This is a genomic window from Pseudomonas sp. 29 (genome assembly GCF_002754355.1).
GTDB classification, from domain to species: Bacteria; Pseudomonadota; Gammaproteobacteria; order Pseudomonadales; family Pseudomonadaceae; genus Aquipseudomonas; species Aquipseudomonas neuropathica.
Genome location: NZ_PEEY01000001.1, coordinates 3,145,362 through 3,168,959 on the forward strand (window position 1 = coordinate 3,145,362; position 23,598 = coordinate 3,168,959).

21 protein-coding genes are annotated in these 23,598 nt (G+C 59.6%); 12 read left to right on the forward strand and 9 right to left on the reverse strand.

Annotated features, from left to right (window positions below):
* Positions 1 to 31 precede the first annotated feature (31 nt).
* The 9 genes from CLU80_RS14635 (at position 32) to CLU80_RS14675 (ending at position 7,697) form a co-directional block, all read left to right on the forward strand.
* On the forward strand, positions 32 to 757 hold the full coding sequence (locus tag CLU80_RS14635; protein ID WP_093440486.1) for a MotA/TolQ/ExbB proton channel family protein: 726 nt from the start codon (positions 32 to 34) through the stop codon (positions 755 to 757).
* 1 nt (position 758) lies between these two features.
* Positions 759 to 1,160: an ExbD/TolR family protein gene (locus tag CLU80_RS14640; protein WP_003220570.1), complete on the forward strand. Its 402-nt coding sequence runs from the start codon at positions 759 to 761 to the stop codon at positions 1,158 to 1,160.
* Between the two features lie 381 nt (positions 1,161 to 1,541).
* On the forward strand, positions 1,542 to 2,123 hold the full coding sequence (locus CLU80_RS14645; protein ID WP_093440491.1) for an alpha/beta hydrolase: 582 nt from the start codon (positions 1,542 to 1,544) through the stop codon (positions 2,121 to 2,123).
* Between the two features lie 53 nt (positions 2,124 to 2,176).
* Entirely contained in the window at positions 2,177 to 3,109 is a 933-nt protein-coding gene (locus CLU80_RS14650) for a sigma 54-interacting transcriptional regulator (protein ID WP_093440496.1), read from the forward strand.
* Between the two features lie 166 nt (positions 3,110 to 3,275).
* Positions 3,276 to 4,073 carry a MetQ/NlpA family ABC transporter substrate-binding protein gene (locus tag CLU80_RS14655; RefSeq protein WP_007918708.1) on the forward strand — a complete coding sequence of 266 codons (798 nt, stop codon included), beginning with the start codon at positions 3,276 to 3,278 and terminating at the stop codon, positions 4,071 to 4,073.
* A 670-nt stretch (positions 4,074 to 4,743) separates the two neighbouring features.
* Positions 4,744 to 5,409, forward strand: a complete 666-nt coding sequence (locus CLU80_RS14660; RefSeq protein WP_038359751.1) for an amino acid ABC transporter permease — start codon at positions 4,744 to 4,746, stop codon at positions 5,407 to 5,409.
* A complete protein-coding gene (locus CLU80_RS14665; RefSeq protein WP_099757697.1) occupies positions 5,390 to 6,049 on the forward strand; it encodes an amino acid ABC transporter permease in 660 nt (219 codons plus the stop codon). The genes CLU80_RS14660 and CLU80_RS14665 overlap by 20 nt, the downstream gene beginning before the upstream one ends.
* Positions 6,046 to 6,828, forward strand: coding sequence for an amino acid ABC transporter ATP-binding protein (locus CLU80_RS14670; protein ID WP_099757698.1), 783 nt, complete (start codon positions 6,046 to 6,048; stop codon positions 6,826 to 6,828). The genes CLU80_RS14665 and CLU80_RS14670 overlap by 4 nt, the downstream gene beginning before the upstream one ends.
* On the forward strand, positions 6,825 to 7,697 hold the full coding sequence (locus tag CLU80_RS14675) for a transporter substrate-binding domain-containing protein (protein WP_099757699.1): 873 nt from the start codon (positions 6,825 to 6,827) through the stop codon (positions 7,695 to 7,697). Before CLU80_RS14670 ends, CLU80_RS14675 begins: the two co-directional genes overlap by 4 nt.
* Before the next feature lie 271 nt (positions 7,698 to 7,968).
* Here CLU80_RS14675 and CLU80_RS14680 read toward each other — a convergent pair whose 3' ends face one another.
* On the reverse strand, positions 7,969 to 9,165 hold the full coding sequence (locus CLU80_RS14680) for an AAA family ATPase (RefSeq protein ID WP_093440520.1): 1,197 nt from the start codon (positions 9,163 to 9,165) through the stop codon (positions 7,969 to 7,971).
* A 200-nt stretch (positions 9,166 to 9,365) separates the two neighbouring features.
* Between CLU80_RS14680 and CLU80_RS14685 the strand changes: the two genes are divergently transcribed.
* The 3 genes from CLU80_RS14685 to CLU80_RS14695 are packed head-to-tail and all read left to right on the forward strand — an operon-like array spanning position 9,366 to position 14,574.
* Positions 9,366 to 10,469, forward strand: coding sequence for an efflux RND transporter periplasmic adaptor subunit (locus CLU80_RS14685; protein WP_099757700.1), 1,104 nt, complete (start codon positions 9,366 to 9,368; stop codon positions 10,467 to 10,469).
* Positions 10,466 to 11,530 carry an efflux RND transporter periplasmic adaptor subunit gene (locus CLU80_RS14690; protein ID WP_093440529.1) on the forward strand — a complete coding sequence of 355 codons (1,065 nt, stop codon included), beginning with the start codon at positions 10,466 to 10,468 and terminating at the stop codon, positions 11,528 to 11,530. Before CLU80_RS14685 ends, CLU80_RS14690 begins: the two co-directional genes overlap by 4 nt.
* The gene (locus CLU80_RS14695; RefSeq protein WP_099757701.1) at positions 11,527 to 14,574 is read left to right on the forward strand and encodes an efflux RND transporter permease subunit; all 3,048 of its coding nucleotides are present in this window, start codon (positions 11,527 to 11,529) and stop codon (positions 14,572 to 14,574) included. The genes CLU80_RS14690 and CLU80_RS14695 overlap by 4 nt, the downstream gene beginning before the upstream one ends.
* A gap of 206 nt (positions 14,575 to 14,780) precedes the next feature.
* Here the strand turns inward: CLU80_RS14695 and CLU80_RS14700 are convergent, their stop codons facing one another.
* The 8 genes from CLU80_RS14700 to CLU80_RS14735 form a co-directional block, all read right to left on the reverse strand.
* A complete protein-coding gene (locus CLU80_RS14700) occupies positions 14,781 to 15,407 on the reverse strand; it encodes a class I SAM-dependent methyltransferase (protein WP_099757702.1) in 627 nt (208 codons plus the stop codon).
* 172 nt (positions 15,408 to 15,579) lie between these two features.
* Entirely contained in the window at positions 15,580 to 16,224 is a 645-nt protein-coding gene (locus CLU80_RS14705; protein WP_034151854.1) for a methionine ABC transporter permease, read from the reverse strand.
* Positions 16,214 to 17,335, reverse strand: a complete 1,122-nt coding sequence (locus CLU80_RS14710) for a methionine ABC transporter ATP-binding protein (RefSeq protein ID WP_099757703.1) — start codon at positions 17,333 to 17,335, stop codon at positions 16,214 to 16,216. The genes CLU80_RS14705 and CLU80_RS14710 overlap by 11 nt, the downstream gene beginning before the upstream one ends.
* Before the next feature lie 2 nt (positions 17,336 to 17,337).
* Entirely contained in the window at positions 17,338 to 18,147 is an 810-nt protein-coding gene (locus CLU80_RS14715; RefSeq protein WP_099757704.1) for a MetQ/NlpA family ABC transporter substrate-binding protein, read from the reverse strand.
* Positions 18,148 to 18,266: 119 nt separating this feature from the next.
* Complete coding sequence (locus tag CLU80_RS14720) at positions 18,267 to 19,625, reverse strand: LLM class flavin-dependent oxidoreductase (protein WP_099757705.1); 1,359 nt, start codon at positions 19,623 to 19,625, stop codon at positions 18,267 to 18,269.
* The gene (locus CLU80_RS14725; protein WP_099757706.1) at positions 19,625 to 20,818 is read right to left on the reverse strand and encodes an SfnB family sulfur acquisition oxidoreductase; all 1,194 of its coding nucleotides are present in this window, start codon (positions 20,816 to 20,818) and stop codon (positions 19,625 to 19,627) included. The genes CLU80_RS14720 and CLU80_RS14725 overlap by 1 nt, the downstream gene beginning before the upstream one ends.
* 23 nt (positions 20,819 to 20,841) lie before the next feature.
* Complete coding sequence (locus tag CLU80_RS14730; RefSeq protein ID WP_095047084.1) at positions 20,842 to 22,083, reverse strand: SfnB family sulfur acquisition oxidoreductase; 1,242 nt, start codon at positions 22,081 to 22,083, stop codon at positions 20,842 to 20,844.
* A gap of 290 nt (positions 22,084 to 22,373) precedes the next feature.
* Positions 22,374 to 23,138: a hypothetical protein gene (locus CLU80_RS14735; protein ID WP_099757707.1), complete on the reverse strand. Its 765-nt coding sequence runs from the start codon at positions 23,136 to 23,138 to the stop codon at positions 22,374 to 22,376.
* Positions 23,139 to 23,598 lie beyond the last annotated feature (460 nt).

A 23,598-nucleotide genomic window follows, 5' to 3' on the forward strand; every position in this document is an offset into this window, starting at 1 on the left:
TCGCGCGAAACGTTTACACGAGGGAATCATCATGACGTTACTGGCATCTCCACTGGAATCCATCGAAAGCGCGGTGATCTGGCTGCTGGTGGTTTTTTCCGTCGCCACCTGGGGCCTGGCACTGCTCAAGGCTGTGCAGTTCGGGCGGCTGAAGGCGCAGGATCGGCGCTTTCATAAACGTTTCTGGGCGGCGTCGAGTCTGGATTCAGCCGCTGAATTGAGCGAGACCCAACCCGGCGCCGCAGCGCGGGTGGCACAGGCCGGTTATGCGGCGATTCAGGTGGGCGAGACGCCACAGGCGAATGATTTGAGCCAGGCGATCAACCATCAGGATCGCCTCGAGCGCGCATTGCGTCAGCAGATCGTTCGCGAACGGCGTTCGCTGGAAACGGGCCTTGCAGTGGTCGCAAGTATTGGTAGCACCTCGCCGTTCATTGGATTGTTCGGCACGGTGTGGGGAATCATGGAGGCGTTGAAAGGCATCAGCGCCGCAGGTTCGGCGAGCCTGGAAACGGTCGCCGGGCCAATCGGGGCGGCACTGGTCGCCACAGGTGTGGGGATCGCCGTCGCGGTGCCGGCAGTGCTGGTTTACAACTACTTTTTGCGTCGGTTGAAACTGACGGCGGCGGATCTGGATGACTTCGCCCACGACTTCTACAGCCTGGCGCAGAAGAGTGCATTCCGCGTGTTGATCCACCCGACGGCGCACAAGGTCGCAACGCCGGGCAATGCGGCAAAAGTGAAGGAGGCGTCCTGATATGGCCTTCTCCACGCAGGACAGTGATGAGGTACTCAGCGAGATCAACGTGACCCCGCTGGTGGACGTGATGCTGGTGCTGCTGGTGGTGTTTATCGTCACCGCGCCGCTGCTGACCAACGCGATCCCGATCAACCTGCCGAAGACCGAAGCCGTGGCGCCGGTCGAGCAGAAGGACCCGCTGGTGGTGAGCATCGATGGTGCCGGCAAGCTGTTTATCAACAAGGACGAGATTCAGCCGGACTTGCTGGAATTCAACCTCAAGTCGGCCAAGGCTAAGGACCCGGAAGTGCGCGTGCAATTGCAGGCCGATGACGGAGTGAACTACGGCGAAGTGGCGCGGGCGATGGCTTCGATTGAGCGGGCGGGGATTACCAAGTTATCGGTGATTACTGCGCGGTAACAGGATTTACGTTTTTCCGGGGCCGTCTCCTTGGCAGGGTGCGGCCCTTTTTTTGTTTCTGGCATTAGACGCAAGACCCTCACCCTAGCCCTCCCGAAACGTCGGACCGCCCATAGGGAGAGGGAACTGATCTCGGTTGTTCTCACGAGTTACGCCGACCTGAAATCCCAGTCGAACTCAGGATTTGAACGGCATGAAGATTGGCTCCCTTTCCCCCTCGCCCCCATGGGGGAGAGGGCTGGGGTGAGGGGGAAAGATTTCAAGCCAGGCACACATCTCATATTCAATTCAGGTCTTAATAAATAGCTTCTTATTCCTTAACGAATATAAATCCCCTCCCTATACTCGTCCAGGAACAGACACGACGCAGGAGAGCTCCCCATGCGCAACGAATCAATCCGCTACCTGATTGTGCCGGGCTGGCAAGGATCGCCAGATGATCATTGGCAAAGCCACTGGCAGAACAGCCTGCCAAACAGTGCGCGGGTCGAGCAGGCCGATTGGCTGACGCCGCGTCGTGAAGACTGGGTGGCGGCACTGGCCGAGGCGATTGCCGCCGATAGCACGCCTGTCATCCTTATCGCCCACAGCCTCGGCTGCATCACCGTTGCCCATTGGGCAGCCACTGCGCCGCTGCAATACCTGCGTCAGGTGCGTGGTGCCTTGTTGGTCGCGCCGGCAGATGTCGAGCGTCCGGCGTGTGCACCGGCGCTGCGCAATTTCGCGCCGATTCCGACTGATCTGCTGCCGTTTCCGAGCCAGGTCGTCAGCTCCGACAACGACGCCGCCGTGAGTGCGCCGCGCGCACTGGAGCTGGCGCGCAACTGGGGCGCCGAGGCGGGAATTCTCGCCGGTGCCGGACACATCAACGTCAAGTCCGGGCATCAGCGTTGGGAGCAGGGTTTTGCTTATCTCTATCGCCTGCAAAACCGTATGGAACACCACGCCCGCCGCCGCGCCTGATCTTTTTTCTTTCAACGCCCCCGTCTGCCGGCGGTTTTGGGCGGGAGCCTGCCATGAGTTTCGAAACCTTCGGTCAGCCGTTGCTGACCTTTCCCGATGCGGAAAAAAGCCCCCTGAGCATTCGCGCCAAGGCGCTGGTGTTCGTCGATCCGCGCTCGCGTCAACTGCGTGAGGAGCTCGAGCAACTGGCGCCGCGCTCGACTTCGGTATTGATCCGTGGCGAGACCGGTACGGGTAAAGAATTGCTCGCCCGGCACATCCATCGCGCCAGTGACCGCAGCGGTCTGTTCGTTTCGGTCAATTGCGGGGCGATCAGCCCGACCTACGCTGATGCCGAGCTGTTCGGCTACGCTGCCGGCAGTTACAGCGGCTCGGCCAGCAGCCGTGCAGGCTGGTTCGGTTCGGCCAACGGCGGCACCTTGTATCTGGATGAAATCGGCGACTTGCCGCTGCCGATCCAGATCAAATTGCTTGCCGCGTTGGAGAACCACGAAGTCACTCGTGTCGGTGCGCATCAGCCAAGTCCCGTGGATGTGCGCCTGGTCGCGGCCACCAGCATCGATCTGGCGCAAGCGGTGGACGCCGGGAAATTCCACGAGCGCCTTTATCACTACCTCAGCGAGGGCCACCTCGAATTGCCGGCGTTACGTGCGCGTACCGGCGATATCCTGTCGCTGGCCGAGTATTTCCTCGGCATCTACAGTCAGCGTCTCGACCTTCCTGTGCCGCTGATCAGCGAAGCGGCGCAGCACGTGCTCGAACAACACAGTTGGCCGGGCAACACCCGCGAGCTGGAAAATGTCATTCACTTTGCCTTGCTGGTGAGTACCGGTGACGAGATTCTGCCGGAGCACCTGAACCTGCCCGAGGCGTCTGGCCCGCAGCTTCAGATCGAACGGCTAGTGACACAAATCAACATCGGCGGCAGCGTCGCCGAGCGTAAGGCATTGAAAGATTTGCTGATTCGTTTGAGTGAGACGTTGTAACCGTTTCGTTCAACATGAACAAAATGGAATATGAAGCTGAATAAACGTTATTGTCCGGGAATAAAAAATCCCGGTATTGTCCGACCCACGCCAGCGATATCACTTCACTGGCACACGTATTAATGCCGTCGTCGATGACGACCGTGATTTTCGATAAGGACACTGCATGAAAAAGGTTCTGTTGTTTACCGCATTGGCGGCTGCTCTGACTGCTTCCCTGGCCAATGCCGGCGAGAAACTGGTGGTCGCTGCGACCCCGGTGCCGCACGCTGAAATCCTTGAGCTGATCAAACCGACCCTGGCCAAAGAAGGCGTGGATCTGGAAATCAAAGTGTTCACCGACTACGTTCAGCCGAACGTACAGGTTGGCGAGAAGCGTCTGGACGCCAACTACTTCCAGACCCTGCCGTACCTGAACAGCTTTAACCAGGGCAAATACAAGGACGACAAGTCCAAGTACCTGGTGACCGTGCAAGGCGTGCACGTTGAACCGTTCGGTGGTTACTCGAGCAAGTACAAGACCCTGGCTGAACTGCCGGACGGCGCCACCATCGCCATCCCGAACGAAGGCAGCAACAGTGGCCGCGCACTGATCCTGCTGCAGAAGGCTGGCCTGATCGAGCTGAAAGACCCGAAAAACGCGCTGGCAACGCCAAAAGACATCGCCAAGAACCCGCACAACTTCAAGTTCAAGGAACTGGAATCGGCCCTGCTGCCACGCGTTCTGAAAGAAGTTGATCTGGACATGATCAACACCAACTACGCACTGGAAGCCAAGTTGAACCCGCAAAAAGATGCGCTGGTGATTGAAGGTGCTGATTCGCCGTACGTGAACTTCCTGGTGGCCCGTGAGGACAACAAGAACAGCGACGCGATCCAGAAACTGGCCAAAGCCCTGACCAGCCCGGAAGTCAAAGCGTTCATCGAGAAGAAGTACAACGGCGCGGTACTGCCGGCGTTCTGATCTGACGCTTGAACCACCCCCTTCAAGGTGTGAAAACGCCGATGGCCAGTGATGGGCATCGGCGTTTTTGTGTGTGCGTTGAAAAGCCCCTCACCCTAGCCCTCCCGAAACGTCGGACCGCCCAGAGGGAGAGGGGACTGATTGGGGGATGCTGTAGAGGTACGCCGACGTGAAAGATCTCTGCTGAATCCATAATCGACTCGATGATTCAGGTCGACGTAATTCGCCAGACACCTCGGTCGGCTCCCTCTCCCCCTGGGAGAGGGCTGGGGTGAGGGTGCTTTTGATCTTGAGCTCAGGCCACTTGGGCCTTCAATGCCCGTCTCAACGCCACCAACAATTTCACAATCTCCTGCGGATCCAGTCGCTGCGGCACTTTTACGTCCATGTTCTCTTCCTTGTTATGAGGTTGGCCGAGGGAGTCTGGCCAAAAGCTGTTCGTCCTTGGAGGGCTTTCATGAAAAAAAGATCCTTCCTACAGCGCAAAGAAAAATAGCCTTCTTATTCCTTCCCGGCAAACCCACAAGATAGTTTTTTGGGTGATATCAATATGCTTTAACGGTATTTAAATTCTTGTTTTTATACCTATAAAGTCGGTGTCTGCCGGACAGCCATCCGCTGCCCATGGACTGCACCACCGTCGCTTACCGAGCGGCGTTCAGGACGTTTCATGACCTTCGATTACGCATTTATCCTCAGCACCCTGCCGGCGTTTCTCAAAGCCGTGGGCGTAACGCTGCAGGTCGGTTTTATCGCCATTGGCACCTCGCTGCTGGTGGCGCTGCTCAACGCGACGATTCTGGTGTTCCGCACGCCGTACCTGCAAAGACTGGTGGGCCTGTATGTGGAACTGGCACGCAACACGCCGTTGCTGATTCAGTTGTTCTTCGTCTACTTCGCCTTGCCGGCGTTGGGGATCAAAGTCTCTGGTTTCACTGCCGCGATCATCACCATGACCTTTCTCGGCGGCGCTTACCTCACCGAAGTGCTGCGCGCCGGCGTCGATGCGGTGCCGCAGGCGCAACTGGAATCAGGGCGCTCGATTGGCCTGTCCCATGGCCAGTTGTTGCGCTACGTGATCCTGCCGCAAGCGGGGATTCTCAGCCTGCCGTCGTTGTTCGCCAATTTCATTTTCCTGCTCAAGGAAACCACCGTGGTCTCGGCGGTGGCCGTGCCGGAAATCCTCTACACCACCAAGAGCTACATCGCGCTCTACTACAAAACCTACGAAATGCTCGCCGTGTTGACGCTGATCTGCGTGCTGCTGTTCTTGCCGCTGTCGCTGCTGCTCAGCCGTCTGGAAAGGAGGCTCCAGCATGGCCAGTTCGGGTCTTGAACTGCTCTGGGTGTCGTTGCCGCAACTGGCCAAAGGCGCCGGGCAAACCTTGTCGATCTCGTTCCTGAGCATCGCCATCAGCACTGTCGGCGGCGTGCTCTACGGTGTGCTGCGAACGCTCAACGTGAGGTGGCTGAACGCGATCCTGCGGGTCTATCTGGAGTTGTTCCGGGCGATTCCGGTGCTGGTCTGGTTGTACCTGCTGTTCTTCGGCTTACCGATCTTTTTAGGCCTGAGCCTGCCAAGTTTCTGGTGCGCGGTGCTGGTGCTGTCGCTGTGGGGCGCCAGCGAGGTGGGCGAAGTGGCGCGTGGTGCGCTGCATTCGTTGCCGCGCGGGCAGCGTGAAGCGGGGCTGTCGATCGGCCTAAACGCCGCACAACTTTATGGCTACGTACTGCTGCCGCAAGCGTTGAAGCGCATGACGCCGCCGACCATCAACGTCTACACGCGGATCATCAAGACCAGCTCATTGGCGGTGCTGATCGGTGTGGTCGATGTGATCAAGGTCGGCCAGCAGATCATCGAGCGCACCTACGAGTCGGTGCTGATCTACGGCGCGCTGTTCCTGTTTTTCTTTTTTATCTGCTACCCGCTTTCGGCCGCTTCGCGCGTGCTGGAGCGGCGCTGGACGCAAGCATGAGCGCATTGATCGAGTTTCACGGTTTCAATAAATTCTACGGTGAGCAGCAGGTGCTCAACGGCATCGACCTGCAAGTGCAGAGTGGCGAAGTGATCGTCGTCCTCGGCCCCAGCGGTTGCGGCAAAAGCACGTTGCTGCGTTGCCTCAATGGTCTGGAAGAAGCCCACAGCGGCAGCTTGAAATTTGTCGGCCGCGAACTGCTGGACAAGTCCACCGACTGGCGCGAGATCCGCCAGCAGATCGGCATGGTGTTCCAGAGTTATCACCTGTTCCCGCACATGAGCGTGCTCGACAATTTGCTACTTGGCCCGCTCAAGGTACAGAAGCGTCAGCGCCGCGAAGCGCAACAGCAAGCCGAAGCGCTGCTCGAACGCGTTGGCCTGGCGGACAAGCGCGATGCCTTCCCGCGTCAGCTCTCCGGCGGCCAGCAGCAACGCATCGCCATCGTCCGCTCGCTGTGCATGAACCCACGGGTGATGCTCTTCGACGAAGTCACCGCCGCCCTCGACCCGGAAATGGTCAAGGAAGTTTTGCAGGTCATTCAGGGCCTGGCCCGCGAAGGCATGACCCTGTTGATCGTCACCCATGAAATGGCCTTCGCTCGCGCGGTGGCCGATCGCATCGTGTTCATGGATGCCGGGCGCATCCTTGAACAGAACCCGCCCGAGATTTTCTTTACGAACCCGCAAACCGCACGCGCGCAGCAGTTTCTGGAGAAGTTCTCCTTCGTGGCAACACTGCCAAAAACGAATCCGACAAAGGAACTGGAACTGTTATGAAAACTGCCGCTTTTTTACTGCCCCTACTGACCCTCGCCTTGCTTGCCGGTTGCAGCAAAACCGAAGAACCGCCGAAGCCGAAAGTCGCCAGCGAAAGCACCGCGCCGGCCGGTTATCTGGACAAGATCAAGGCTCGCGACAAATTGATCATCGGCGTCTTCACCGACAAGCCACCGTTCGGTTTTGTCGATGAGGCCGGGCGCTACGTCGGCTTCGATACTGATATCGGCCGGCGTTTCGCCAAGGATTTGCTCGGCGATGAAAACAAGGTCGAGTTCGTTGCCGTCGAGCCGGCGAGCCGTATTCCATTCCTGCAAAGCGACAAGGTCGACCTGATCCTCGCCAACATGACCGTCACGCCTGAGCGCAAGGAAGCGGTGGAGTTCACTAACCCGAACCTCAAGGTTGCGGTGCAGGCGTTGGTGCCGCAAAGCAGCTCGGTGAAAAACCTCGATGATCTGGCAACCCGCACCACCATCGTCACTACGGGCACGACCGCCGATATCTGGCTGACCAAGAATCATCCGGACTGGAAATTGCTCAAGTTCGAGAAAAACTCCGAATCGCTGCAAGCTCTGGCCAATGGTCGTGGCGATGCGTACGCACAGGACAATCTGGTGTTGTTCAGCTGGGCCAAGCAGAACCCGGGCTATCGCGTGCTGGATGAAAAACTGGGGGCTGAAGCGCCGATCGCGCCAGCGGTGAAGAAGGGCAATCTCGAGTTGCGTGACTGGGTGAATACTGAGCTGACCAAGCTGGGTGAAGAGAAGTATCTGCTCAAGCTGTACGACCAGTATGTGCGTAAAGAGCTGAGTGATGACACCAAGCCTGAGAGCGTGATTGTCGAGGGTGGCAAGTGGCAGGGGTGATTGCCTGTTGAGTCGGTGGTGAGGCTCAAGGGCAATCCCTCACCCCAGCCCTCTCCCGGTGGGAGAGGGAGCCGACCGAGGTGTCTTGCATCAGACATCGACCTGACAAACCGAGTTGATTATGGATTCACAGATGCATTTTCACGTCGGCGTCACTTCGATTTTGGATTCACAGATGCATTTTCACGTCGGCGCCACTCTTGAGCATCCCTCGGTCAGTCCCCTCTCCCTCTGGGAGAGGGTTAGGGTGAGGGGCTTTTGGCTGGAACGCTCAATCCGGCCAGTTCCACGCCGGCTCATCCAGCACTCGCTGGCCGACAATCCCGGTCTGGCCCAGGGTTTTCTCCAGCACGATGCAATTGCATTCCGGGTCTTCCTGCAACGCCGAAATCAACCGCCGCGCATGCGACACCACCCACACCTGACACTGCTCCGAGGCACGGATAATCAACCGCGCCAACGCTGGCAGCAGATCCGGGTGCAGGCTGGTCTCCGGTTCGTTCAGCACCATCAGCGACGGCGGCCTCGGCGTCAGTAGCGCCGCAACCAACAGCAAATAACGCAACGTGCCGTCCGACAGCTCCGCCGCCGATAACGGCCGCAACAAGCCTTCCTGATAAAACTCGATGGCAAAACGTCCACCGGCCTGCGCTTCGATATGCACCCGCGCGCCAGGAAACGCATCGGTAATCGCCGCACGCATCGCATCGCCATCACCAATCTCGATGATGGTCTGCAACGCCGCCGCCAGATCACGGCCGTCGTGATGCAGCACCGGCGTGCGTGTGCCCAATTGCGGCTGGCGCACCGGTGCATCGGCATCGCTGCGAAAGTGATCATAAAAGCGCCAGCGGCGAATGAACTCGCGCATCTGGAACACTTCCGGCGAGCTGCGCAGGCTGCCGACCTGATCGAACAGGCTGTCGAAGTTCGGCGTGTGTTGCGCCAGCACATCCCATTGGCGCTCGTTGCGTGTGCGGATCATCGGGCCGTCACGATCCACCAGCAGGCTGGCGGGGCGGTAGAGCGGGCCGGCCCAGATGCACTCGCGCTTGATCTGCGGGTCGAGGCTGAAGCGCGAGGGAATCGGGTGCGAATGCTCGGGCAGCATGAAGTGCCCGTTGGAGTCGGGCAGGCCGAGGCTGATCGAGTAGCTGAAATCTTCCCCGGCGAACCCCAGGCGCAGTCGCTTCACGCCTTGGCGTACCGTCGACTGGATCGGCACCTCACCATTGCGCATGCGTCGGCTGATGGTTTGCGGCCCGGCCCAGAAGGTCGACTCTAGCCCACCCTCACGGGCCAGCGCATTGACCACCCCGCCCTGAGCGGTTTCCGCTAGCAGGCGCAAGGCCCGGTAGAGATTGGACTTGCCGCTGCCGTTGGGACCGGTGATCAGGTTCAGCCGGCCGAGCGGGATCACCAGTTTGTTGATCGAGCGGTAATTGGCCACCGCGAGAGTATTGAGCATGGAATTCCTTCTCTTGAGGCGCCCATTGCAGGAGCTGCCGAAGGTTGCGATCTTTTGATGTTGTTTTTAAAAGATCAAAAGATCGCAGCCTACGGCAGCTCCTTCAGGAAATATGTAGGACGAACGGGCGAACGTTGAACCCTGTTCTAAGCTCACAGTCGTATCGTCACTTGCACGTTCGTACACAGGAAGGAGTCTGCATGGCGAGTCCCGGTTTGAAAACAGCGGTCATGCTGAGTCTGCTCACGTTGGTGACCGCCTGCGGCGAGAAAAAAGCCCCTGAGGAATACCTTCCCAGGGTCTTTGTACAGGAAGTGAAACCCACGGATTACGCCGCTTCGGTGACGTTGACCGGTGACGTGCAGGCGCGCGTGCAGACCGAATTGTCGTTCCGCGTCGGCGGCAAGATCATCCAGCGTATGGTTGACGTCGGTGACCGGGTCACGGCCAAGCAAGTGCTGGCCAAACTCGACCCCAAGGATTTGCAGACCAACGTCGATTCGGCCCAGGCCCAAGTCGTCGCTGAACAAGCCCGGGTGAAACAGAGCGCGGCCGCTTTCGTGCGCCAGCAAAAACTCCTGCCCAAGGGTTACACCAGCCAGAGCGAATACGATTCCGCCCAAGCCGCGTTGCGCAGCAGCCAGAGCGCCTTGAGCGCGGCGCAGGCGCAATTGGCCAACGCTAAAGATCAGCTCAGCTACACCGCACTGATCGCCGACGCCCCGGGCGTGATCACTGAGCGTCAGGCCGAAGTCGGCCAGGTGGTACAGGCCACGGCACCGATTTTTTCGTTGGCCCGCGATGGCGACCGTGACGCGGTGTTCAATGTCTACGAATCGCTGCTGGCCGAGCGTCCTGCGGATCCCTCGATCGTCGTCAGCCTGCTCGATAACCCTGCCATCAAAACCACCGGCACGGTGCGTGAAATCACCCCGGCGGTGTCGGCGCAGTCCGGCACGGTGCAAGTCAAAGTCAGCCTCGACAGCCTGCCACAAGGGATGCAGCTGGGCTCGGTGGTCAGCGCCACCGCCAAGGGCAGCGGCAAGTCGGCAGTCGAATTGCCATGGTCGGCGCTGACCAAAAACATCAGTGATCCGGCGGTGTGGATGGTCGACGATAAAGGTGAAGCGCAGTTGCACAACGTGACCGTCGGCCGCTACCTGATCGGCAAGGTCATCATCAGCGAAGGCCTCAAGGGCGGGGAGAAAGTCATTGTCGCCGGAGGACAGTTATTGCATCCCGGCATGAAAGTCGAAATCGCTGAAAACACCTACAAGGATCTGCAACCGGGAGCACAGCCATGAAGCGTCTGGGGCTGTTATCCGTGGGTGTGTTGCTGGCGGCCTGCTCGAAAAGCGAGCCACCTCCGGAGCCGGTACGTCCGGTGCTATCGGTCAAAGTTCAAGCGTTGAGCGAGGAAAGCCTCGGGCGTTTCGCCGGCAGCATCCAGGCGCGTTATGAAAGCAACACCGGTTTCCGCGTCGGTGGCCGCATCGCCAGCCGCAACGTCGATGTCGGAACCGAAGTGCAAAAGGGCACGCTGCTCGCCACCCTCGATCCGTCTGATCAGCAGAACCAATTGCGTTCGGCCCAGGGCGACCTGGCCAGGGTTCAGGCGCAACTGATCAATGCCCAGGCCAATGCCCGCCGTCAGCAGGCGCTGTTCGATCGTGGCGTAGGGGCGCAGGCACAACTGGACATCGCCACCACGGACTTGAAAACCACCCAGGCCTCGCTGGACCAGGCACGGGCGGCGGTCAATCAAAGCAAGGACCAGCTCGGCTATACCGAACTGCGTTCCGACCATAAAGCCGTGGTCACCGCGTGGAACGCCGAAGCCGGGCAAGTGGTGACGGCGGGCCAGCAGGTCGTGACTCTGGCGCAACCGGACATCAAGGAAGCGGTGATCGATCTGCCCGACACCCTGGTCGATCAGATTCCTTCCGACGTGGTGTTTCTGGTGGCCGGGCAACTCGACCCGAGCATCAACACCACGGCAACCCTTCGCGAGATCGAACCGCAGGCGCAAAGCGCCACGCGTACTCGTCGGGCACGCCTGACTCTGGCCGAGACACCGGACGGTTTCCGCCTCGGCACGGCGATCAGCGTGACCCTCAGTTCGGCGATCAAACCGCGCATCGAATTGCCGGCTACCGCTTTGCAGGAAGTCGACGGCAAACCACGGATCTGGGTCATCGACACCCAGAGCAAAACCGTCAGCCCCCGCGACGTCAGCGTGATCAGCCGCACCGACAGCAGCGTAGTGCTCGCGGGCGGCGTGAAGAATGGCGAGCGCGTGGTCAGCGCCGGCGTCAACAGCCTCAAACCCGGACAATCGGTAAAACTTGACGAGGACAGTCAATGAAAGGCTCTTTCAACCTCTCCGAATGGGCCCTCAAGCATCAGTCATTCGTCTGGTACCTGATGTTCGTCGCGTTGCTGATGGGCGTGTTCTCGTACTTCAATCTGGGCCGCGAAGAAGATCCGTCGTTCACCATCAAGACCATGGTGATCCAGACCAAATGGCCGGGCGCGACCCAGGAAGAAACCCTCGCACAGGTCACCGACCGCATCGAGAAAAAACTCGAGGAACTCGACTCCCTCGACTACGTGAAAAGTTACACGCGCCCCGGCGAATCGACGGTGTACGTGTACCTGCGCGACACCACCAGCGCCAAGGACATCCCGGAAATCTGGTACCAGGTGCGCAAGAAGATCGACGATATTCGCGGGCAGTTCCCCAAAGGTATTCAAGGGCCCGGGTTCAACGACGAGTTCGGTGATGTGTTCGGCTCGGTCTACGCCTTCACCGCCGACGGCCTGACCATGCGCCAGTTGCGCGATTACGTAGAACAGGCGCGGGCCGAGATCCGCAATGTACCGGGGCTGGGCAAGATCGAAATGATCGGCCAGCAGGACGAAGTGATTTATCTGAACTTCTCCACCCGCAAACTGGCGGCGTTGGGTATCGATCAGCGTCAGGTTGTGCAGAGCCTGCAATCGCAGAACGCCGTGACCCCGGCCGGTGTGATCGAGGCCGGCCCTGAGCGGATTTCCGTGCGCACTTCGGGGCAGTTCGCCTCGGAGAAAGATCTGGCCGAGGTCAATCTCAAGCTCAACGACCGTTTCTATCGCTTGGCTGACATCGCCGACATCACTCGCGGTTACACCGATCCGGCTACCCCGGAATTCCGCTTCGACGGCAAACCGGCCATCGGTCTGGCGATTGCCATGCAGAAGGGCGGCAACGTTCAGGAGTTCGGCAAGGCGTTGCACCAACGCATCGATGAACTGACCGCAGACTTGCCGGTTGGCGTGGGTGTGCACACCGTGTCCGATCAGGCGGTGGTGGTAGAAGAAGCGGTCGGTGGCTTTACCAGTGCCCTGTTCGAGGCGGTGATCATCGTGCTGGTGGTCAGCTTCATCAGCCTCGGCGTACGCGCCGGCCTGGTGGTGGCGTGCTCGATTCCGCTGGTGCTGGCGATGGTGTTCGTATTCATGGAATACAGTGGCATCACCATGCAGCGGATTTCGCTCGGTGCCTTGATCATCGCCCTCGGTCTGTTGGTCGACGATGCGATGATTACCGTGGAGATGATGGTCACGCGCCTGGAAATGGGCGAGACCCGCGAGCAGGCCGCGACGTTCGCCTACACCTCGACGGCGTTCCCGATGCTCACCGGCACGCTGGTGACCGTCGCGGGTTTCGTGCCCATCGGCCTCAATGCCAGCTCCGCCGGTGAGTACACCTTCACCCTGTTCGCGGTGATCGCCGTGGCGATGCTGGTGTCATGGGTGGTGGCGGTGTTCTTCGCTCCGGTGATCGGCGTGCACATTCTCAGCGCCAACGTGAAACCCCATGAAGCCGAGCCGGGCCGCGTCGGGCGTGCGTTCAATGGCGGTCTGCTGTGGGCGATGCGCAATCGCTGGTGGGCCATCGGCATTACCGTGCTGCTGTTCGTACTGGCAGTGTTTTGCATGCGCTTTGTGCAGAACCAGTTCTTCCCTTCCTCGGACCGGCCGGAAATTCTCGTCGACCTGAACCTGCCGCAAAACGCCTCGATCGACGAAACCCGCAAAGCCGTCGACAAGCTGGAAGAAACCCTCAAAGGCGACGCGGACATTGTGCGTTGGAGCACCTACATCGGTCAGGGCGCGATCCGTTTCTACCTGCCGCTCGACCAGCAATTGCAAAACCCGTACTACGCACAACTGGTGATTGTCAGCAAAGACTTCGAAGCCCGCGAGGCCCTGAGCCAACGCCTGCGTGAGCGCTTGCACAAAGACTTCGTCGGCATCGGCAGTTACGTCCAGGCGCTGGAAATGGGCCCGCCGGTGGGGCGTCCGATCCAGTACCGAGTCAGTGGCAAGGACATCGATCAGGTGCGCAAGCACGCCATCGACCTGGCCACCGAACTGGACAAGAACCCGCACATCGGCGAGATCATTTACGACTGGAACGAGCCGGGCAAAGTCCTGCGCATCGACATCGCTCAGGACAAGGCGCGCCAACTCGGGCTGTCGTCCGAAGACGTCGCGAACCTGATGAACAGCATCGTCAGCGGCGCGCCGCTGACCCAGGTCAACGACGACATCTACCTGATCAATGTGGTCGGCCGGGCGGTGAATTCGGAGCGCGGTACGCCGGAAACCCTGCAGAATCTGCAGATCGTTACGCCCAACGGCACGTCGATCCCGCTGCTGGCGTTCGCCACCGTGCGTTATGAACTGGAGCAGCCGCTGGTGTGGCGTCGTGACCGCTTGCCGACCATCACCATCAAGGCCTCGGTGCGCGACGAGATCCAGCCGACCGATCTGGTGAAACTGCTCAAGCCGTCGATTGATGCCTTCGCTGACAAACTGCCAGTGGGCTACAAGGTCGCCACCGGCGGTACGGTCGAGGAAAGCGGCAAGGCCCAAGGGCCGATTGCCAAGGTTTTGCCGTTGATGCTGTTTTTGATGGCGACCTTCCTGATGATCCAGTTGCACAGCGTGCAGAAGATGTTCCTCGTCGCCAGTGTCGCGCCGCTGGGGCTGATCGGCGTAGTGCTGGCGCTGGTGCCGACCGGCACGCCGATGGGCTTCGTGGCGATCCTGGGGATTCTCGCGCTGATCGGCATCATCATCCGTAACTCGGTGATCCTCGTGACGCAGATCGATGAGTTCGAGCAGAAAGGCTATGCGCCGTGGGATGCGGTGGTGGAAGCGACCGAGCACCGGCGCCGGCCGATCCTGTTGACCGCGGCAGCGGCGAGCATGGGCATGATCCCGATTGCCCGGGAAGTGTTCTGGGGACCGATGGCTTACGCAATGATTGGCGGGATCGTGGTGGCGACGTTGCTGACGTTGCTGTTCCTGCCGGCGCTGTATGTGGCCTGGTACAAGATTCGCGAACCGAAGAAGGATTGAGTCAACAACGACCCTCACCCTAACCCTCTCCCGGGGGGAGAGGGGACTGACCGAGGTGTCTGACGCTATCCATCGACCTGAAAAATCGAGTCGATTAAGGGTTCACCTAAGTTAGATCCGGTCGGCGTACTGCTTAAATATCCCCCAATCGGCGCCCTCTCCCTCCGGGAGAGGGCTGGGGGTGAGGGACTTGTCTCTGACTCGACTCAAGCCTTACGCCAAACGCTGGCCAACCAAGGCTGCTGCTCACGCGGCAGCCCGGCCGGCCGATAGTAATGCTCAAGCTCGACAAACCCTGCCGCCGTCAGCAACTCCTGCCACGCCTCAAGATCGTGATACGAGCCATAGCGCGGCCCGTTCCAGCCCTCACGGTTATCCCCGCGTGGATTCGAGCTGAACAGCACACCACCGGGCTTCAGGGCACCATGCAATTGCTTGAGCACCCGCGGCAACTCCTGCAACGGCACATGAAACAACACTGCGTTGGCGAAGATGCCGTCGAAGCGTTCGGCCGGCAGATCAAGTTTCAGAAAGTCCTGTTGCAGCACCTCGCAGCCACTGTCCTCACGGGCCATTCGCGCAAACTCTTGAGAGCCGTCGAGCCCCACAGCGACATGCCCCATGCGCGTAAACGTTTGCAGATCCCGCCCTGGGCCGCAGCCAAAATCCAGAATCGTGAATGGCGCCGTGCCCTGAATATGCCGTAGCAACGCATCGATGTTCTGGCTGACATCGTGATCGCGGGTGCCTTCGCGGAAGTCTTCGGCCACTGAGTTGTAATGGCCGAGGGTGGTCGCGGTGATCTGTTCGAGATCGGTGGGGGTCTGCTTCATGGTCGAGGGCTGCACGGGCAAAGGAGATTTGCCGAATATACGCCATCGGGTTCGGGGCTGCTGCGTAGCCATTCGCGAGCAGGCTCGCTCCCACAGGGGAACGCATTCCAAATGTGGGAGCGAGCCTGCTCGCGAAAGCGGGTTCAGAGGCGCCGCATGAGCCCGGCCAGATTCAGCGCTTGTTCAACCCCCGCGCCAAGCGATCCCCACCCAACTGAATCACCGCGACCAACGCCACCAGCAACACAATCACCGTCAACATGATCTGGCTGTCAAAGCGCTGATAGCCGTAGCGATAAGCGATATCCCCCAAGCCACCGGCACCAATCGCCCCGGCCATGGCCGAGGAGTTGATCATCGTCACTAGCGTAATCGTGAAACCGCCGACAATCCCCGGCAGCGCCTCGGGCAACAGCACATGCCAGACAATGTGCCAACGTCGGCAACCCATCGCCTGCGCGGCTTCGATCAAACCATGATCGACCTCACGCAGGCTCACTTCGGCAATCCGCGCAAAGAACGGCGTCGCCGCAATCGTCAGCGGCACCACGGCCGCCCAGACACCGTAGGTGGTGCCGACAATCAACCGGGTAAACGGAATCAGCGCGACCATCAGAATCAGAAACGGGATCGAGCGGAACAGGTTCACGAACGCACCCAAGGCACGGTTCAACACCGGCGCTTCATAGATGCCGCCCTTGTCGCTGGTGACCAGGATCACCGCCATGGGAATCCCCACCAGCAAGGCGATCAGCGACGACACGCCGACCATCAGAAACGTGTCGATAAAACCCTGCAACAAGCGATCAAACCACATAACCCAGTACCTCCACCCGTTGCGCCCAAGGCATGGCGCGCTCGCGCAGTTGCTCGGCGCTGAACGAAGAGCCGCTCACCGCCAGCAATAGTTGCCCCAGCGCATGCCCCTGAATCCGTTCGACGCCGCCCTGAAGCAGCTTCACCCGGCCACCCAATGCAGCGAACAGTGCCGCCAGATCCGGCTCGTCACTGGCGCTGCCGGTGAACTGCAAACGCAGCACCACAGCGGTGTCGGAGGAGGGTGCTTGAGCTTGCAAGCGGCTCTGCAACTCCTCCGGCAACGCGTGTTGCAGCGGCGCGAGCAAGGTCTGGCTGACCTCATGCTGTGGATTGCCGAACACTTCCCAGACCGGGCCTTGCTCGACAACTCGCCCGTGTTCAAGCACGACAACGCGGGCGCAGATTTCGCGGATCACTGCCATCTCATGGGTAATCAATACGATGGTCAGGCCCAGGCGTTGGTTGATCTCGCGCAGCAGGCCGAGGATCGACTGGGTGGTCTCTGGATCGAGCGCCGAAGTGGCTTCGTCGCAGAGCAAAATATCCGGGTCATGCACCAACGCGCGGGCGATGCCGACACGCTGTTTCTGCCCGCCGGAAAGCTGCGCCGGATAAGCCTTGTGCTTTTCTTGCAGGCCAACCAGTTCGAGCAGTTCGCGAACCTTTTTCTCGCGTTGTTCTTTCGGCACACCCGCGACTTTCAGTGGCAGTTCGACGTTCTGCCAAACGGTCTTGGCTGACATCAGATTGAAGTGCTGGAAGATCATGCCGATGCGTCGGCGCAAAGCGACGAGACGGTCCTCATCGAACTCGCCGATGTCGACCTGATCGATCAGAACGCGCCCGGACGTCGGCTGTTCCAGACGGTTGATCGTACGAATCAGCGACGACTTACCAGCGCCGCTACGGCCGATGATGCCGAACACTTCCCCGCGCTGAATTGCCAGATCGATGCCCTGCAAAGCCGCGACCGGGCCTTGTCGACCGTTGTAGGTTTTGCCCAGGCCGATGAAGCGTACGTGGGCGCGATTCAGCTCGGGGTGCAGCTCGGTTTTTTCAGCATGGTGTGGCTCTGGAATCTCCAGTCGCCGTTGGATCGCGGCCGTCATGCTCAGCTTTCCCAACCGGCTTGATACAGCTTGCCGTGGGCCTTATCCAGCGCCGCGCGAACAACCGGCGAATGCTGGTAAATGTCGACGAATTTGATCAGGCGCGGGTCGGTTTTGCTTTTCGGCTGGATGACGAACTGGATCACGTATTCCTTGTGGTCGAGACCGTCGAACAGCAGCGCCGAACCGGCATCGAAAGTCTTCGCCAGACGAATGTAGGCCGGGTAGCCCTGGACCAGATCGGCGTCGTCATAGGCGCGTACCAATTGCACGGCTTCGACTTGGAGGATTTTGATTTTCTTCGGGTTGGCGACGATATCGTCTTCAGTAGCCTTGTAGCCGACGCCCGGCTTCAGCGTGATCAAACCGGCCTTGGCCAGCAATTGCAAACCACGCCCGCTGTTGATCGGGTCGTTGGCGATGGCGACGCTGGCGCCTTCGGGCAACTCATCAAAGCTTTTGTATTTTTTCGAATAGAGACCGACGTTGTTAATGATCCCCGGGGCGAATGGCACCAGATCAAAACCCGCGGCGGCTTTGGCGTTTTCGAGGAACGGGATGTGCTGGAAGTAGTTCACGTCGATGTCGCCGGCGGCGAGGCTGACGTTGGGTGCGATCCAGTCGGTGAACTCCACCAGCTCGACTTTCAGACCTTGCTTGGAGGCTTCTTCGACAGCGGCTTCCAGCGGGATGGCGAAGGCGGCGGTGGTGCCGATTTTCAACGGGGCGTCGGCGGCGAAGATGGCTGAGCTGAACAGGCCGAGGGCCAGGGCCAGTGCTTTGACTGGGTGGGACAGGCGTTTTTTGGTCATGATGAGTTTTCCAGTCAGTGCATAAGATTTGTGGTGTCTGGTCGGGCCTCTTCGCGAGCAAGCTCGCTCCCACAGGGAAATGCATTCCAAATGTGGGAGCGAGCTTGCTCGCGAAGCTTTTAATGCCGGTACGAAGAGCCGGTGTGTTGCTCCGGTAGCTGCGCTGCACCGTGAAACAGCTTTTCGCGCAAGCTGCCGTTGTCGTACGCGGTCTTGTACGACCCACGTCGTTGCAGTTCGGGGATCACCAGCTCAATGAAATCCACATAGCTCTCCGGCGTAACAATGCGGGTCAGGTTGAACCCATCCAGGCCGGTCTCGGCGATCCACGATTCCAGCTCATCTGCCACTTGATCAACCGAACCGACCACGGTGATGTAGCGGCCACCGAGGGCATGCTGGTCGAGCAATTTGCGCCGGGTCCAGTCGTTGTTCTGCAGGTTTTTGGTCGCCGACTGAATGGCGTTGCTCTTCACGTATTGGATCGGTTCGTCGATCTCGTATTGGGAAAAGTCGATGCCGGTGGAGGCGGAAAAATGCGCCACGCCGGCTTCGGCGCTGGCGTAGCTCAGATACTCGGCGTGCTTGGCCCACGCGGCTTCTTCGGTCGCGCCGACGATCACGTTGAGGCCCATGAACACCTTGATGTCCTCAGGATTGCGCCCGGCCTCGACGGCGCTGGCGCGCACCTTGTCGACCTGAACCTTGGTCGACGGTTTGTTCTGGCCGCTGATGAACACGCACTCGGCGTGACGCCCGGCGAACAGCAAACCGCGCTCAGAACTGCCGGCCTGAAACAGCACCGGTGTGCGCTGTGGCGACGGCTCACAGAGGTGATAGCCCTCGACCTGATAGAACTCGCCCTTGTGCTCGACCTTGTGCACTTTTTCCGGGTTGGCGTAGATCCGCTGCTCACGGTTATTCAGTACCGCGCCGTTTTCCCAACTGCCTTCCCAGAGTTTGTAGAGCACTTCCAGGTACTCGTCGGCCTGGTCATAACGACGGTCATGTTCGACCTGTTCGCTGAGGCCCATGGCTTTCGCAGCGCTGTCGAGGTAACCGGTAACGATGTTCCAGCCCACCCGACCACGGCTCAAATGATCGAGCGTCGACATGCGTCGGGCGAACAGATACGGCGCTTCGTAAGTGAGGTTGGCGGTCAGGCCGAAACCGAGGTTTTTGGTCACGGCAGCCATCGCTGAAACCAGCAATAACGGATCGTTGACCGGTAACTGGATCGACTCTTTCAACGTCACGTCCACCGAGTTCTGATAGACGTCATACACGCCGACGATGTCAGCGATAAATAACCCGTCGAACAGTCCACGCTCCAGCAGTTGCGCCAGTTCGGTCCAGTATTCGATGGTGTTGTAGCGCGTCGAGGTGTCGCGCGGATGCGTCCACAGGCCATGGTTGATGTGGCCGATGCAGTTCATGTTGAACGCATTGAGCAGGATCTTCTTTTTCACGGCGCTCATCAGATCGTCCCTCGCAATGGAGGGTTTTCATCGTTGAGGTAGTAGTTGCCCACCGCGTGGTATTTCCAGCGCACCGGGTCGTGCAAGGTGTGCACGCGGGCGTTGCGCCAGTGACGGTCGAGGCCGTGTTCGATCAGGGTCGCCTGGCTGCCGGCCAGTTCGAACAGCGTGCTGCCGGCGGCCAAAGAGATTTCAGTGCTGATCGCCCGTGCTTCGGCGACGGCAATCGAAGCGGCAGCGACGGTTTCTGCACGGGTCTCGGCTTGCGCAGCGTCGAGGAATTCGCCGGCGCGTTCAAGCAACGCCTCCGTGGCGTGCAGGCGAATGCTCAAGTGGCCGAAGCTCTTCAACGTCAGCGGGTCTTCGGTGGCTTTGTCGTTGCCGGAATCGATCCACGGCCGCGTCTTGCTGCGCACAAAGTGCAGGGTGTCTTCGTAAGCGGCGCGGGCAATACCGGTGTCGATGGCGGCGTGAAGGATCTGCGCCAGCGGGCCGACGGTGGTTGGACGTTCAAAGGCGCTTTGAAATGGCAGCACGTCTTCAGCCGCGACGTACACATCTTCGAACACCACCGAACCGCTGCCGGTGGTGCGCTGGCCGAAGCCGCTCCAGTCGTCGATCACGGTCAGGCCTTTGCTGTCACGCGGAACGAAGGCCAGTTGCTGCACACCGTTTTCATCGACAACGGAAGTTGGAATGCGCTGAGCATAAATCGCGCCGGTCGCATAGAACTTGCGGCCGTTGATGCGATAGCCGTCACCATCACGCTTGAGGCTGGTGACGCGGTCGTGAGCGGTTTTCGTACCTAGTTCCGCCAAGGCGTTGCCGAAGCGTTGCCCGGCCAGCACTTCGGCATAAAGCCGTTGTTTCTGCTGGTGACTGCCGTTAACCCGCAGCACTTCCAGCGCGTAAAAATGATTTTGCGGAATCTGCCCGAGCGAGCCGTCGGCTTGAGCGATCAGCGCGATGACTTTGGCCAAAGTCACGTTGGACACGCCAGCGCCGCCGTATTCCTTCGGTACGCTGATGCCCCACAGACCCGAGCGGGAAAACACGTCGAGTTCCGGCAGAGGCAGGCGGCGTTCACGGTCGCGCAGGGCGCTGTCGCGTTTGAAATCTTCGGCCAGGTCGCTGGCGACGATCAGGGCTTGCTCATCGCTGGTGATGACCGCGACGTGATGGGAAAGCGTCATGTTTTTCTCCAGATGTCTGGTCGTCAGATCCAGGAATGGCGAGCCGGCAAAGTGCCGTTGAGGCGGTAGGCGCCGACCGCGTGATATTTCCAGCGCACCGGGTCGTGCAACGTGTGCACGCGGGCGTTGCGCCAGTGACGGTCGAGGTTGAATTCGGCGAGGGTGGCGCGGCTGCCGGCCAGTTCGAAAAGCTTTTCACTGGCCAACAGCGAGATCTCGGTAGTCAGCACTTTCGCCTCCGCCACGGCGATAGAAGCGCGTGCGGCGGACTCGGCGGTGATCGGCGCGGCGTGCACTTGATCGAGCACTTTGCCGGCCTTGCGCAGCAGCGCTTCGGCGGCGTGCAGTTCGATTTTCAGTTTGCCGATATCGGCGATGACATAAAGATCATCGCTGGCGCGATCAACCTTGGCGTCGATCCACGGCCGTGCGCGGGTTTTGATGAACTCAATGGCGTCATCAATGGCGCCACGGGCGATGCCGGCGTCGATCGCGGCTTGAATCAGCTGCGACACCGCGCCTTGGGTGTTCGGGGTTTCGTTGATCTTCCAGTTGTCGACCACCAGGCTCGATTCGACACGCACGTTGTTCAGCAGAATCGTACCGCTGGCGGTGGTGCGTTGACCGAAGCCCGACCAGTCATCAACGATGCGCAGCCCCGGCGTGCCGCGACGGACGAAGGCCAGTACTTGCTTGCCGTCATCGTTGAGCGCTTTCACCGCAACCCAATGCGCAAACAGTGCGCCAGTGGAGTAGAACTTCTGGCCGTTGATCACGTAATCATCGCCATCGGCGGTGATCCGCGCTTTCAGTTCCAGGGTGTTTTTGGTGCCGCGCTCAGGACCGGCGTTGCCGATGCGCCAGCCTTCCAGAACGCTCTGGAATAGCTGTTGTTTCTGCGCTTCGGTGGCGCTGCCGAGTACCAGATTGATGATGCCGAACTGGTTCTGCGGGATCTGCCCCAACGCCGGGTCGGCGGCGGAGATGATCGCGAACACTTCGGCCAGAGTGACGAATGAAACCTGCGGGCCACCGTATTCGCGCGGGATGGCGATGCTGCCTAATCCGCTGCGGGTGAACTGTTCGATTTCCGACCACGGCAGCTTGCGCTGACGGTCGCGTTTCGCGGCCTGCACGCGGGCGACTTGTGCCAGCTCTTGGGCGGCGTTGATGGCTTGGGCGTCGTTGCGCAAGACCTGCGCAGGCAACAACAACGGGGCGATGTCCAGATCAGACTGGACGTTTGCATCTGCCAGACTGGACATCAGTGCCGCTCCTTGGCTGCACGCAATGCCCTGGCGATCTGCACTGGGGTGATTGTGTTCCGGACCATGCTACCTACCTCACATCTCATGAAAAACGCCGCAAAAGTGCGGCGAACGAATGAATGTCCGGTGGTCCGGTTTATATACCCTAAACGTGTATAAATATTAAATAAACTAACTTTTAGGAATATGCATAGAAGAGGTGATGGTCGGGTTGGTTAAGAATTTTTTTGCGGCTGGAATGATCCGGTGGCGAGGGCGCTTGCTCTCTCGCCACAGGGGCATTGTGTTCAGGGCTTGCGGGATTCGGCGGCTTTGAGTTCGGGCCTGAGCGGGACTTTCAGATAAGGATTTGCGCAGCCGATTTTCAATGTGCGGGGCGGTGCCCAGCGGGAGTTGTTGCCGACCCGATCGAGAATGCAATACGTCACGTCCAGGCGCAGATCCTCGCCTGCTTCGACGATCACCGACGGCGGTACCCAGACCTGAATCGGCAAGCCGATATCTGCGGCGGTGACCGGTGCCAGATCCATGCGCACGTCACCCCAGCGCAAGGTGATGGCGTCATCCTCGGCCATATTCAGATACGGCTCGATGGTCAGCGGCACACCGCGTTTAATCTGGTTCGGATTGACGCCCTGACGGCGTATGGCGTCGGGGATGGCCACCGGGGCCAGTTGCTGATTTTCGTCTGCGCTCAGCGCCGTGGGTTGCCCGCCGGGGCAGTCCAGTTTGACCTGTACGCGCGTCGCCGCCGAAAACGCCGGCCCCTGACCGACCTGCATCACCCGGTAGTGGATGCGCGCGGTGCCGTTGGTGATGAAGCTTTCCGGCACCCTTAGGCTGACGGCTATGCCGACGTCATCCGCCGTCAGCACTTTGGAAGCGACATAGCATTTGTTCCAGAACAGCTCGATGAGATCGCCGCTGTCCATATCAGGGTAGGGCGACACCTCGATCAAGAGGTGTGCGGCGGCAGCCAGATTGATGCCGGTTTTTTGCGCTGGCGCGAGGGTCGGCGCTGCCAGTTCGGGGGTGTGCGAAGTGCGGGTCATCGATTTCTCTCCTTGAAGCCTTGCAGCGAAGTCCGTTTCTGAAAGAACAAAAAGCGTGAATAAACTGGCAATAAAGCTTTGGGCTTTTATTCAAGTTGAAGACGGGGTGGTTGAACTAGTTGATGCCGGTTGCCGACTAGATAAGAGTCTGCGGGATGGGGTGTCAATAGACGATATTAGTTAATCCGTGAATTACGAATTAATCAGAAGTTTCCTACGCCATTGCGGCCATATGCCTAGGTGGTCAGGCGAAATTAACCACGAGGCACAGGGCTTTCTCGGCGTTTTATGCGCGGATTTATTTGAGCGCTATCATTTGATGTGGCATGGAAGGAGGCGGGTGTTATCTGTTGCAGAACATATATATGTACTGTTAGGGATATGTTTTGTTTGAGAGGGGGCTGAAGCAGGTAGATGTTTTATAAAGGGGACTTCCATCCGTGGAAGTTATCGGTGATGC